The 12,732-nt window shown below is 73.9% G+C and carries 8 protein-coding genes and 1 tRNA gene; 2 read left to right on the plus strand and 7 right to left on the minus strand.

What is annotated here, in order from left to right; genetic code table 11:
* Window positions 1-128: 128 nt before the first annotated feature.
* Complete coding sequence (locus ACFVWY_RS30500; protein WP_389878036.1) at window positions 129-1,748, minus strand: hypothetical protein; 1,620 nt, start codon at window positions 1,746-1,748, stop codon at window positions 129-131.
* A gap of 442 nt (window positions 1,749-2,190) precedes the next feature.
* Here ACFVWY_RS30500 and ACFVWY_RS30505 point away from each other — a divergent pair, with 442 nt between their 5' ends.
* Window positions 2,191-2,721: a hypothetical protein gene (locus tag ACFVWY_RS30505; RefSeq protein ID WP_389878037.1), complete on the plus strand. Its 531-nt coding sequence runs from the start codon at window positions 2,191-2,193 to the stop codon at window positions 2,719-2,721.
* Between the two features lie 82 nt (window positions 2,722-2,803).
* Here ACFVWY_RS30505 and ACFVWY_RS30510 read toward each other — a convergent pair whose 3' ends face one another.
* Both ACFVWY_RS30510 and ACFVWY_RS30515 read right to left on the minus strand, forming a co-directional pair.
* The gene (locus ACFVWY_RS30510; protein ID WP_389878039.1) at window positions 2,804-4,585 is read right to left on the minus strand and encodes a DEAD/DEAH box helicase; all 1,782 of its coding nucleotides are present in this window, start codon (window positions 4,583-4,585) and stop codon (window positions 2,804-2,806) included.
* 381 nt (window positions 4,586-4,966) lie between these two features.
* Window positions 4,967-6,430, minus strand: a complete 1,464-nt coding sequence (locus tag ACFVWY_RS30515; RefSeq protein ID WP_389878040.1) for an MFS transporter — start codon at window positions 6,428-6,430, stop codon at window positions 4,967-4,969.
* A 186-nt stretch (window positions 6,431-6,616) separates the two neighbouring features.
* Here ACFVWY_RS30515 and ACFVWY_RS30520 point away from each other — a divergent pair.
* Window positions 6,617-6,691: transfer RNA gene (locus ACFVWY_RS30520), tRNA-Cys, on the plus strand.
* Between the two features lie 294 nt (window positions 6,692-6,985).
* On the opposite strand, the gene ACFVWY_RS30525 is transcribed toward ACFVWY_RS30520, so the two are convergent.
* Genes ACFVWY_RS30525 through ACFVWY_RS30540 form a run of 4 tightly spaced genes read right to left on the minus strand, consistent with a single transcriptional unit; the run spans window position 6,986 to window position 12,667 of the window.
* On the minus strand, window positions 6,986-7,576 hold the full coding sequence (locus ACFVWY_RS30525; protein ID WP_389878042.1) for an AAA family ATPase: 591 nt from the start codon (window positions 7,574-7,576) through the stop codon (window positions 6,986-6,988).
* The gene (locus ACFVWY_RS30530) at window positions 7,573-9,906 is read right to left on the minus strand and encodes a xanthine dehydrogenase family protein molybdopterin-binding subunit (RefSeq protein WP_389878044.1); all 2,334 of its coding nucleotides are present in this window, start codon (window positions 9,904-9,906) and stop codon (window positions 7,573-7,575) included. Before ACFVWY_RS30530 ends, ACFVWY_RS30525 begins: the two co-directional genes overlap by 4 nt.
* Window positions 9,903-11,774 (minus strand): 2Fe-2S iron-sulfur cluster-binding protein, encoded by a 1,872-nt coding sequence (locus ACFVWY_RS30535; protein ID WP_389878045.1) that lies wholly within the window; start codon window positions 11,772-11,774, stop codon window positions 9,903-9,905. Before ACFVWY_RS30535 ends, ACFVWY_RS30530 begins: the two co-directional genes overlap by 4 nt.
* Entirely contained in the window at window positions 11,771-12,667 is an 897-nt protein-coding gene (locus ACFVWY_RS30540; protein WP_389878046.1) for an FAD binding domain-containing protein, read from the minus strand. Before ACFVWY_RS30540 ends, ACFVWY_RS30535 begins: the two co-directional genes overlap by 4 nt.
* Between the last annotated feature and the right edge of the window lie 65 nt (window positions 12,668-12,732).

The raw sequence follows: 12,732 nt of genomic DNA on the forward strand, positions 1-12,732 counted from the left end.
GGTGCGCATCGGAGCGGGCGGGCGCCTCCGGGACTTTCCTTTCTTTCCCGTCACCTTTCCCGCGGATAGCGGATCGCGGAGAGCCGTCTCGAATAGCCGATCTCGAATAGCGGATCGCGGATCGCGGATCAGAGAAGGGTGAGGGTGAGGGTGGCGCTGTAATCCCCGGGCCGGGTGGTTCCGGGGACGGTGAGGGTGAGATCGGCGTCGGCGTCGAACCGGCCGCCGGTGAACGGGCGGGCGCCGTCCGGGTCCATCCGGCACAGGCTCGCCGCCGTGCTGCCGAGCACGGTGGGCGATCCGGCCACCGGTACGCCCACGCTGCCCTGCTGGGCGGTGCAGCGGGGTGTCCACCGGACGGCGTCGGCCGGGATGGTTCCGCCGCCGCCGGTGAAGGCGGTGAGGGTGGCGGTCAGGGACCAGCCGCTGTCGACGCCGCGGGCGTCCTCCACCTCGACCCGGTTGAGCCGGGAGCGCTGCACACCGCTGCCGGTGCCCAGAACGGTCGTCCCGAAGTCGACCGTGTCGCCGTCCTGGACCATGGACAAGGTCCCGGCCCGGACCGAGGTGTTCAGCTTCTGGTCGGCGCTGCCCCCGCCCCCGCCGTCGTCGTCCGAGACGGTGAACGGGGCGGTGCGTACGGTCGCCGGGTCGTTGCCCTCGTCGGCCTGGACGGCGACGACGGCGTCGGAGACCACCGTGAACTCGACGGAGAAGGTGCCGTCCGGGGCGCTCTTGACGTAGACCGCGCTGTCGTCGAGCCCGGTGCCGCTCGCGTCGAGCCCGATGACGTTGATCCAGCGGTCCGGGTTGTAGTTCTTCCCGCTGACGGTGATCACGCTGCCGACCGGGCCGCGGCTGCGCGAGAGCGAGATCTCCCGGTCCCCGGCGGCCACGGCCCTGACGGTGAGGGGCGCGGTCGCCTCCTTCGTGCCGTCGTTGACCTTCACCTCGTACGCGCCGTCCGGCACCGCGCCGGACTCCGCGAGGGTGGCCGTGCCGTGCAGGGCGCCGCCGCTGTCGATGCCGAGGTCGCTGGTCTTGAACTTCAGCGGATCGCAGCCGCCCCCGCCCACGGCGCAGAGCGAGGGCACCGGGGTGCCGCCGGCCGTCCACCCCGAACCGCCCAGCGTCACGGCGGTGCTGGGGCGTACGGGACCGGCGGGCGCGGTCAGGGTGGCGGGCGCGGAACCGGTGCCCTCCACCGTGACGGAGCCGAGGCCCGTGCCGCCCTCGACGACGTCGCACGGCGTCTCGAAGACCGAGCCGAGCACCTTGGTCTGGGTCAGGGTGCGGACGGCGGCGAACGAGACCGGCCCGGAGGCGTTCGCGGGCACCAGGAAGTCGCCCTCGTACGGCGGGATCTCGATGGGCGTGCCGGACGGGATGTCCAGGGTGATCTCGGCACCCCGCACGGTGACGGTTCCGCTCGCCCCGCCGGACAGGGCGAGATCGATGCTGGGGATGGTCGGCACGTCCTCCAGGGGAAGACCGCTGGTGGCCGGGGACGGCCCGAGGGTGACCTTCGCGTGCACCTTGCCGCCGGGCGCGACCACCGCGGGCGACAGCTCGACGGTCATGTCCTGCGGTCCGGTCGCCTCCCCCTGCCCGGCGGGCAGGACGCAGTGGACGGTCGGGGTGATCGTGGCTGCCGCGGCGGCGGGCCCGTCCGCGAGGGGTACGGCCTGGGCGCTCGCCCCGGCGCAGCCCAGCGTCAGCGCGAAGCAGGCAGCGAGCAGACCGGTCACGCCGGGTCTTCGTCGTCGTATCACCAGACACCCCTCCATGGGCCATTGATTGCGCACATTGAGGGGGCCGGGTGCACAGAAGTCAAGAGAGAACCGATTGATCCTTGGGAGAACCGATTGATCATCGACTGAAATGCTCGAAAAGCATTTCCGCGGGAATTTCAAGAGGCCCTGCCGCCATCTCTTGACTTCTTTGAAGATCACCGTTTCACTGCATCGAAATGCCGGGCCCGGCGCGCGGATAGAGAAGAAGAATGATCCACGGAAGAGCGGTCCGACGAAGAATGACCCGATCCACTTCGGTGAAACTTCGACGAAACTCCGGAGATTCTTCGGCGGCTCTTCAGCGGCTCTTCAGCGGTTCTTCAGTGGTTCTTCGGCGCATGCGCGGCGACTCTTCGGCATATCTGCGGAATTCAGAACCGGAAGGAGTTCTCCCGTCATGTCGTCGAACCGAAGACGCGTTCCACTCGTCCTGACCGCGGCCTGTGCCGTGGCCGGTGCCCTCGCCCTGGCCCCGGCCGCCCACGCGGTGGCCCCGCTCGCCGCGACGGCCACGTACGACTGCGGCACCTGGGGCAGCGGTCAGGCCACCCTGACCGCCGCCGACTCGGGTACGGCCAAGACCATCAAGATCACGTCCAGCGCGATCACCATGCCCACGGGCACGACCGCCGACCCGAACAGCATCACGACGACGCTCAAGCTCACCAAGACCTCGGGCGGCGTCACCAGCGAGGTGCAGTTCTCCGGGAAGACCAACCCCGGTATGAGCGGCGGCAACCCGATCACCCTGGGCCCGCTGAAGCTCACCTCCGGCACCCTGGCGGCGGGCGACAGCACGAACTCCAAGGTGCTGTCCTCTCCCCCGAGCGCCACCAACTGGTCCCTGCAGATCGTGGCGTCGTCCCCGACGTCGGCCACGGTGCCGTGCGTCGCCACGGTCACGCAGTCCGCACCGCACGTCTGGTAGCCACCGGACAGCCGTCCCCCGGGACGGACGCGGGCCCGGTGCGAGGACCTCCGTCCCCGCGCCGGGCCCGCACCGGGAGCGCCTACTTCATCCGGGTGGCCCACTCCTGGACCTTCTCGATCCGCTGCTGGATCTGCCCGGCCGTGGCCTCCGCGCTCGGCGGGCCGCCGCACGCCCGCCGCAGCTCGGTGTGGATCACCCCGTGCGGCTTGCCGCTCTGGTGGGTGTACGCCGACACCATCGTGTTGAGCTGTTTGCGCAGGCCGAGCAGCTGCTTGTGGGTGACGACCGGGCGCGCCCCGGCCGGCTTCTCCAGCAGGTCGGCGTCCTGGGCCGGCTTCTGGCGGCTGTGCGCGATCTGCCGGGACTGCCGCTTCTGGAGCAGCAGCTGCACCTGGTCGGGCTCCAGCAGCCCCGGAATCCCCAGGTAGTCCTGCTCCTCCTCGCTGCCGGGGTGGGCCTGCATGCCGAATTCGGCACCGTCGTACAGCACCCGGTCGAAGACCGCGTCGGACTCCAGCGCCTCGAAGGGCAGCTGGTCCTCGGTCTCCTCGTCCTGGAGCTTCTCGGCGTCGGCGAGGAGCTTGTCCTCCTCCGCGAACGGGTTCTCCTCGTCGCTGCCCCGCTTGGGCTTGTCGAGGACGTGGTCCCGCTCGACCTCCATCTCGTTGGCGAACTGCAGCAGCATCGGGATGGTCGGTACGAAGACGGAGGCCGTCTCGCCCCGCCTGCGGGAACGCACGAAGCGGCCGACGGCCTGCGCGAAGAACAGCGGCGTGGAGATCGTGGTCGCGTACACGCCCACGGCGAGGCGCGGCACGTCGACGCCCTCCGACACCATGCGGACCGCGACCATCCAGCGGGAGCCGTCCTGGCTGAACTGGTCGATCTTCTTCGAGGCGGCCTTCTCGTCGGAGAGCACCACCGTGGCCTTCTCGCCGGTGACCCGCTTGAGGATCTTGGCGTACTCGCGTGCGGAGTCCTGGTCGGTGGCGATGACCAGCGCGCCCGCGTCCGGGATGCCCTTGCGCACCTCGGTCAGCCGCTTGTCGGCGGCGGCCAGCACATTGGGGATCCACTCGCCGGTGGGCGCCAGCGCGGTGCGCCAGGCCTGCCCGATGGCGTCCTTGGTCATCGGTTCGCCGAGCCGGGCGGCGATCTCGTCACCGGCCTTGGTGCGCCAGCGCATGTTGCCGCTGTAGCTGAGGAAGATCACGGGCCGGACGACGCCGTCGGCGAGCGCGTTGCCGTAGCCGTAGGTGTAGTCGGCCGAGGAGCGCCGGATGCCGTCGTTGCCCTCCTCGTACACGACGAAGGGGATCGGGTTGGTGTCGGAGCGGAACGGCGTGCCGGTGAGCGCGAGCCGCCGGGTGGCCGGGTCGAACGCCTCCTGGCAGGCCTCGCCCCAGGACTTCGAGTCACCGGCGTGGTGGATCTCGTCGAGGATCACCAGGGTCTTGCGCTGCTCGCAGCGATTGCGGTGCAGCATCGGGCGGACACCGACACCCGCGTAGGTGATCGCGACGCCGTCGTACTCCTTGCTCAGCGGGCCCGCGCTGTAGTCGGGGTCGAGCTTGATGCCTATCCGGGCCGCCGCTTCGGCCCACTGCTTCTTCAGGTGCTCGGTCGGCGCGACCACGGTGACCTGCTGCACGACGTGGTGGTGCAGCAGCCATGACGCGAGGGTCAGCGCGAAGGTGGTCTTCCCCGCGCCGGGGGTGGCGACCGCGAGGAAGTCGCGCGGCTGCTCCTGGATGTACTTCTCCATGGCGCCCTGCTGCCAGGCTCGCAGCTTTCCGGCCGTGCCCCAGGGGGCGCGGCCGGGGAAGGCGGGTGAGAGGTGGTGGGAGGCGGTAGTAGTCACGGTCTCCGGTTCGGGGCACTCGGGTACGTGGGGCGCTGCCGGTGCGCACGGATCGGACGCGCACGCGATACGACAACCGGGCCACCCTACCGGGGAGCGGCGCGGAATCCCCCGTGAACTTCACCGCCCCGCGCGCAAGTGCGACGGCTCTCACACGCCGCCGGCAACCGGCGTGCGCGGCCCCCGGGGGACGCCTCTCCGCCTCCTGCGTCCCACCGGTGGCCGACGGGGGGAGGGACGTCTTCGGTGGTCAGGCCGGAGCGGGCCACGGGGCCCGTCGAGAAGCCCGCTCCGCTCGGCGGCCCCCTCCCGGCCCTGCCGGAACGGCACCCCGGGGCGGGGCCGGAGTGGTGCCCCCGGGCGGGGCCGGAGTGGTCCGGCTCACTTCGCCCGGACCCGGCCCGCCACCCAGGCCCCCGCCAGGGCCACCACCGCCATCGGGAGGAAGACCGCCGCGAAGGCCGCCGGGTGGGATCCGGTGGCGGCCGACGCCGTCGCGTCGTGCACGGCGCCCAACGTGCCGCCGCCCAGGGCCGCGAAGGCGGCCCCGCCCGCCGCCAGGAGCAGGACGTTCGAGAGCCCGTCGGAGATCTGGAGGGCCGCCGAGTTCGCGCCCGCCTCCTCCGGCGCCGACAGCTTCAGCAGCAGCACACTGGTCGAGGCGATCACCACGCCCATGCCCAGGCAGCCGAAGCCCCAGGCCACCGCCACGGTCCAGACCGGCACCGCGTCGATCAGCACGGCCGGCGCGGCGGCGATCGACACGGCGACCAGCACCATGCCGCCCACCATCAGCCGCCCCCGGCAGGGCTCCAGGCGCGGCCGGGACTGAAGATACGAGCCGAGCGCCCAGGTCCCGCCCCCGGCCGCGAGCGAGAATCCGGCCATCGTCGGGCTGAGCCCGCGCTGGGTCACCAGCATCAGCGGTACGAACGACTCGGCGGCGATGAACGAACCCGCCGCCACCCCGCGCAGCAGCACCACCGCGGGCAGCCCGCGCGCCGCCCGCACCGTGCCCGGGGGCAGCAGTCCCCGCACCGCCGGGACGAGCAGGCCGAAGCCGGCGGCGGCCGGGAGCAGCGCGAACCAGTTCAGCTCCTGCCCGGCGTACTGGAGCAGTGCCGCGCCCAGCGAGATCCCGAGGGCGAGCCGGATGCGCCGCCGGTCGTACGGTTCGACGGGCGCCGCGGGGTCGGCCGGTCCGGAGGCCCGCCGCCGGATCTGGGGCAGCGCGAGCGCCAGCGGGAAGACCACGAGGACGGGGATGCCGACGAAGACCCAGCGCCAGCCCAGGTGCTCGGTGACCGATCCGGCGGCGAGCGGCCCGACCACCGAGGGGACCACCCAGCTCGCGGCGAACGCGGCCAGGATCGAGGGCTGCAGCCGCTCCGGGTAGGCCCGGCCGATCACCACGTACAGGGCCACGATCACCAGCCCGCCGCCGAGGCCCTGGACGGCCCGGCCCGCGACGAAGACCCACATGCCGCCGGCGGTCCCGCAGAGCAGCAGGCCCGCCACGAAGGCGCTCATCCCGGCGGCGAGCGGCCCCAGCGGCCCGCGCCGGTCCGCCCACTGGCCGGAGAGCACCATGGCGAAGAGGCTGGTCGTGAAGTACGCGGAGAACGCGAACGCGTACAGCGCGATGCCGTGGAGTTCGCGCGCGGCGACCGGCATCGCGGTGCCCACGGCGGTCGCCTCGAAGGCGATCAGGAAGACGACGGAGACGATGCCGATGCTGAGCGCCCGGTGGCTCCGGCCCAGCACCCCGCCGGTCGGCACGGTGGCCGGGGCCTGCGCGGCGAGCGGTCGGGTATCGGTGTCGTCACGCGGTTCCAGGGCACTCATGCGCCCAAGCGTAAGGGGCGGAGAGCCGCCCGGACCCTGTCGGAGGACGGCCCTGTGCTCGTCCCTTGGACGTAGGACCCGCGGGGCCGATCGTGAACGCCGTATGGCAGTCGTATGGCGTCCCGGCTCCGCCCCTTGAGCCGCGCGCGGCCCCGGGCCTACCGTCGAGGCACGCCGAGGGAACCCGGCCGTGTGCCCGAGTGGTTCAGGGGCTCGACTGCAACTCGAGTTACACCGGTTCGAATCCGGTCACGGCCTCCAGGCAGGACAGCAGGGCGCGTACCGAAGCGTCGTCTGCCCGAAGGGCGGGCCCGACGGTGCCTGGTGCCCGCGCGCGCGAGGCGGGGACGGTGTGGGCCCGCGTCGAGAGCGAGACCGCGTGCCGGTGCCCCCACGCGCGAGGCGGGGGCGCGCCGGTGCTGAACGTACCGGGGTGGGCCCGGCAACGCGGCGAGCGGGTGTGCCAGGCTCCGCCGGGCGGACGCGGCCCGGGATACCCGCCCGAGGACGGCGGGCCCGGCACCGGTGACCTCGACGGGCCCGCCGGGCGGCTCCTCAGACCCGCGCCCGGTCCAGCCCCGCGAGCACCGCGTCCACCGACTGCGCCACGGTCTGGCCCGAGGTGTCCAGCCAGAGCCCGATCCGTGGCGTCTGCGCGCGTGCCACCCCGATCAGCGACTCCACCGTCCACCCCGCCCCGTACCCGTTCTTGGGCCGTCCGGCCTCGCGTTCGGCGACGGCCCGCGGCTCCGGGTCGAGCACGACGACGTACAGCGGGCGGGTACGGACGAGGCCGACGTAGCGGGTCAGCTCCTCGCCCAGCACGACGTCCTGCACGACGACGGTCCAGCCCGCGTCCGCGTACGTGTCGGCCGTCATCGCGGAGAGCCGGTAGCGCAGCCGGAGCTGGTCGGCGGCCTCCTCCGGCGCGCCCGGCACGGTGTCGGCGCGGCCCGACACCACCATCCGGCGGAAGACGTCGCCGCGCACGTGGACCGACCGGGGCAGCCGCTCGGCGAGGGCCTGGGCCAGGGTGGACTTCCCGGCGGCCATCACCCCGGTGATGAGGACGACGGCGGGGCCCAGGCCACCGGTGGACCCGGCCGGTCCCGCCGCCCGCGCCTCGTCCGGCCGTGGCCCGCTCATGTGCCGGGAACGACCACGGCCGCCTGGGGACGGATCGGGAGGCGGTTGACCGGACGGCCGGTGGCCGCGCGGACGGCCGCCGCCACCGCCGCCGGAGAGGTCACCACCGGGACCGCCGAGGCGGGCTTGGCGCCGAAGGGGGCCACCACGTCCCGTTCCTCGATGAGCTCGACGATCCGGATGTCCGGGGCGTCCAGCGTGGTCGGGAGGGCGTACCCGGTGAGGTCGGGGTGGCGGATCAGGCCGCGGGCGGTGCGGAGGTTCTCGGTGAGCGCGGCGCCGATGCCCTGGGTCACCCCGGCCTCGATCCGGGTCGCCAGCTGCGCCGGGTTGAGGATCCGGCCGACGTCCTGGGCGACCGCCATCTCGACGACCCGGACGGAGCCGATCTCGATGTCGACGTCCACCACCGCGCGGACCGCGCAGAAGGCGAGGCCGACGAAGGCGTCGCCCTGGCCGGACGCGTCGAGCGGCTCGGTCGGGTGGGGGCGGCACTGGGCGGTGGCCCACAGCTCCTTGCCGTCCATCGCCTCGCTGACCGTGGTGGACAGCACCCCGTCGTAGGAGGTGATCTTGCCGTCGGCGATCTGCAGCAGCTCCGTGGACATGCCGAACGTGTGGGCCAGCGGCTGGAGGAGCTGGGTGCGGACCATCTTCGCGGCGCGTTCCACCGCCCCGGCCGACACCCAGGTGTGGCGGCCGTGCGTCGCCGGTCCGGCCGGGGGCTGGTCGGTGTCGACGGAGGCCACGTGGACCTCCTCGACCCCCAGGGTCTCCTGGACGACCTGGCGGGCCAGGGTCGAGAAGCCCTGCCCGGTCTCGACCGCGGCGCAGATGACCGTGGCGATGCCGTCGTGGACGCGGACCGTGGCCGTGGAGACCTCGTCGGCGCCCTCCGCGCCCAGCATGTGGACCATGCCCAGCGCGTAGCCGACGCCCCGGCGCACCGCACCGGGTTCGCCCGCGCCTTCGAGGCCGCCGGGCAGCAGCCAGTCGCCCTCCGGGGTGTCCTTGGGGAGCGCGGGAAGCGGGAAGTCCCGTACGGCGGTGAGGAGTTCGGCGACGGGGGCGGGGCAGGTCACCGTCTGGCCGGTGGGCAGGATGTCGCCGGTGGACAGGGCGTTGCGCAGCCGCAGTTCGGCCGGGTCGATGCCGAGCTTGGCGGCCAGCTTGTCCATCTGGCCCTCGTAGGCCGCGCAGACCTGCATCGCGCCCTCGCCGCGCACATGGCCCGAGGGCGGGTTGTTCGTACGGACCGCCCAGCCCTCGATGAAGGCGTGCGGCACGACGTACGGGCCGCAGGCGAACGCGACGGCGGCGGCCAGCGACTCCGAGGACGATTCGGCGTAGGGGCCCGCGTCGAGCAGGATCTGCGCCTCGACCTTGACCAGCCGTCCGTCGGCGTCCGCGTGGTGGCGGTAGCGCAGCAGGGTGGGGTGGCGGTGGGAGTGTCCGAGGAAGGACTCCTCGCGGGTGGCGGCCAGCTTGACCGGGCAGCCGGTGCGCAGGGCGAGCAGGCCGAGCGGGAGCTGGAAGCCGGGCTCCTCGCGGTCGCCGGTGGCGCCGGGGACGCCGGTGACGACGATCTTGACCCGCTCGGGTTCGAGGCCGAAGCAGGCGGCGGCGAGGTCACGGTCGGCGTGCGGGTCGGTGGAGCCGGTGTAGAGCTCCACGCCGCCGTCCGGGCGGGGCACGGCGAGCCCGGCCTCGGCGCCGATCGGGGCCGGGTCCTGGCGGCCGATGCGGTACAGGCCCTCGACGATGACCTCGCCGGTGGCCTCGGGGTCTCCGTACTGGAGCGGGATATGGCGGATCAGGTTGCCGTCGGGGTGCAGGGGTTCGGCGGCGAAGGACTGCTCCGGGTCGGTGACCGGTTCGAGGACCTCGTAGTCGACGGCGATGGCCGCGGCGGCGAGCCGGGCCGTGTCGGGGTGGTCGGCGGCGACCGCGGCGATCGGCTCGCCGTGGTGACGGACCAGGTCGGAGGCGAAGACCGGGCGGTCGACGACACGGCGCCCGTACAGGCTCTCGCCGGGGATGTCGGTGTGCGTGATCACCGCCCGTACGCCGGGCATCGCGACGGCGGCCGAGGTGTCGACGGACCGGATGCGGGCGTGCGGGTGCGGGGAGCGCAGCACGGCCGCCCAGAGCAGGCCCTCGGCCCAGAGGTCGGCGGCGTACGGGAAGGTGCCCTCGGTCTTCGCGCGGGCGTCGGCGGGCGGCAGGGAGACGCCGAGGCCGAACGCGGGCGGTTCGGCGGGACCGCCGAACGCCGGGGTGCTGATCCGTGTGCTGGTGGCGTTGGCAGCGGTGGCTGCGTCGTTGCTCACGCCATGCCTCCGTCCTGGGCGTGCGGCTCGCTACCGGCCCCGGGGGCCGTCTGGTGCGGGATACCGGCCTCGTCGGGCTCCGGGGACGTGGAGTCCGACGAGGCGGGGACGTGGGGCGCCTCGCGGCCCGCGATGACCTCGTTGACGGCGTCGAGGACGCCGCGGTAGCCGGAACAGCGGCAGAGGTTTCCGCAGAGCGCCTGGCGCGTCTCCAGTTCGCTGGGGGCGTGGTTGCCCTCCAGCAGATCGTGCACGGTCATGGCCATGCCCGGGATGCAGAAGCCGCACTGGACGGCCCCGCACCTGGCCAGGGCGCGCTGGACGTCGGAGGGTTCGCCGTCCACGGCGAGGCCCTCGACGGTACGGACCTCGCTGCCCGCCGTGGTCGCCGCCGGGACCAGGCAGGAGGCGACCAGCCGGCCGTCCACCTGGACGTTGCAGGCGCCGCACTCGCCCTGCGAGCAGCCGTCCTTGGCCCCGGCGAGGCCGAGGCGCTCGCGGAGCACGTAGAGCAGCGACTCCCCGAGCCAGGCGTCACTGACCGGGCGGTCGGTGCCGTTCACGTGCAGGACGTAGGAGACGGCGGGGTGCTCGTCGGCGAGGCCGAGGGGCGGCTGGGCGTCGGCGGCATCCGGGGCCTCGGGGACCTCCGGGACCTCCGGACCGTCCACGGCCTGAGGGGTCTCGGGCGCTTCGGGAGTCCCCGGCGCTTCGCTGGGATCCGAGGGCGTGCCGGGGTCGGCCTCCGGCTCGGGTTCGGGCTCCGGCCCGGGTTCGGGCTCCGCCTCGGGGGCCTGGTCCGCTTCCGGGGCCTGCCCGGGGGGCTCTTCCACGACCGGAACGGGCTCCGCCGCGGGCGCCGTCACCGCGACCGCCTCGGCGAGGGGGGCCGGTACGGGCTCCGCCACGGGTTCCGGTCCGGGTTCCGCCACGACGACGGGGACCGGCTCAGGTTCCGTTTCCGCGACGGGCTGCGGCTGCGGCTGCGGCTGCGGCTGCGGCTGCGGCTCCATAACCGGGTCCGGCCCTGCGACCGGCTCCGGCTCCACGACGGGCTGCGGCTGCTGCTGTACGACCGGCTCCATGACCGGGTCCGGCCCTGCGACCGGCTGCTGCTGCACGACCGGCTCCGGCTCCGCGACCGGCGGCTGCGTCGCCCATGGGGCGGGCGCACCGCCCGGCAGCGTGGCCGCCGGGCTCTGGTTCCCGTACCACTGCGCGGCCAGCGCCGAGGCGGCGAACTCACCGGATTCCTCGGGAAGTTCACCATCCGCGACCGGAATCGTCCACTGCCCCGTGTGACCGCCGTGCCCCGGGTGCTCAGCCTGCGGGGCCTGGGGTGCCTGGGGTGCCTGGGGTGCCTGCGGGGCCTGCCCGGCGGGGACGCCGTACTCCGCCGACTCGGTGAAGTTCCACTGCCCCGTGGCCTGCTGTGTCTCCCCGTACCGCTCCGGCGGGAGCTGCGCGAACGGGTCGTGCGGGGCGGGCGGGGCCTGCGGGGCGGCGGCCCGCGGGTACGCGTAGCCGTAGTCGTACGGCCCCTGCTGCTGGTTCGGGTCCGGCCAGTGCACCGCGCCGGGGGCCTGCGGCTCCGCCGCGCCGGTCCCCTGCTGGTGCTCCGGCTGCACCGCCCAGTTGCCCGTGGCCGTCGGGTCGAGCCCCGCGGCGGGCGTCAGCGGCACGATCATCGGCGGCACGTAGCCGTGACCGGGCGCGGCCAGCGGGATGTTCGCCAGGTCCTCCGGCGGCAGCTGGACGAAGGCGGTCGCGCCGTCGTCGTACTCGCCGCTCTGCGGCGTCGGCTGCCAGCCGCCGTGGCGCAGGTGGTCCTGCTGTCCGTGGTCTTCGTTGCGGTCCTCGGTGGTCACGACAGTGCCCTCCCCAGCGCGCGTCGGGCCAGCGCGGCGACGGTCCGCCGCAGGTGCAGTACGGCGGGGGGCAGCGGTGGCGCCTCTCCCCCGTCGGCGGGCGGTTCGTGGTCGGGGATGCAGGCCGCGGCGACGTACTCGCCGAAGGCGGCCAGCGCGTCGGGGGCCAGCCCCCGCTCGGCGTCCCAGTCGATCAGCGAGGCGATCCAGTGCTCGGCCTCCAGGGGCCGAAGCGGCATCGGCGCGATGGCGCCGACCGCGCAGCGCACCCCGCGCCGGGCCGGGTCGAGGACGATCGCGACGGAGGCGGTGGCCCGGCCGGGGCCGGTGCGGCCGGTGGCCTTCAGGAAGACCTGCGGGGCGTGCAGCAGCGGCACCCGTACGAAGCCGATGAGTTCGGCCGGTCCGAGCATCTCGCGACCGGCCAGCAGGTGCGAGACGGGAATCTCGCGGCGGGCGCCGTCCGGCCCCGCGACGACCAACTCGGCCTCCAGCGCGGCGAGCACCGGCAGCGCGTCGCCGGTCGGGGCCGCGGTGGCGATGTTGCCGCCGAGCGTCCCGGCGTTACGGATCTGGGGCGGACCGGCGGCGCGGGCCGCGGCGGCCAGGGCGGGGATGAGGGCGGCGAAGTCGGGCCGCCCCATGCGCGCGTGGGTGAGTCCGGCGCCGAGCAGGGCGTGACCGTCCTGGTAGTGCCAGCCGCGCAGCTCACTGATCCGGCCGAGCCCGACCAGGCCCGAGGGGCGCAGCAGCCCCTTGTTGACGGCCGCCATCAGGTCCGTTCCACCTGCCACGGGAACGGCGGCGGGCATGGCGCCGAGCGCCGCCACGGCCTCGTCGAGCGAGGCCGGCAGCGTCACCGACTGCGGCGCCTGCGGTGCGTGCGTGGTCAACCCAGCTGCCCCTTCCCGGTGTCCCGGCTGTCCGGCTGTTTGGCCGTACGGTACGTGCTCGAAGC

Origin of the sequence: Streptomyces sp. NPDC058195, assembly GCF_042883525.1 — a bacterium.
GTDB lineage: Bacteria > Actinomycetota > Actinomycetes > Streptomycetales > Streptomycetaceae > Streptomyces.

Excerpts from the sequence above, each read along its gene's own strand:
- ACFVWY_RS30525 (WP_389878042.1), bottom strand. The coding sequence starts at position 7,576 with ATGAGCGGGCCACGGCCGGACGAGGCGCGGGCGGCGGGACCGGCCGGG.
- ACFVWY_RS30515 (WP_389878040.1), bottom strand. The coding sequence starts at position 6,430 with ATGAGTGCCCTGGAACCGCGTGACGACACCGATACCCGACCGCTCGCC.
- ACFVWY_RS30505 (WP_389878037.1), top strand. The coding sequence starts at position 2,191 with ATGTCGTCGAACCGAAGACGCGTTCCACTCGTCCTGACCGCGGCCTGT.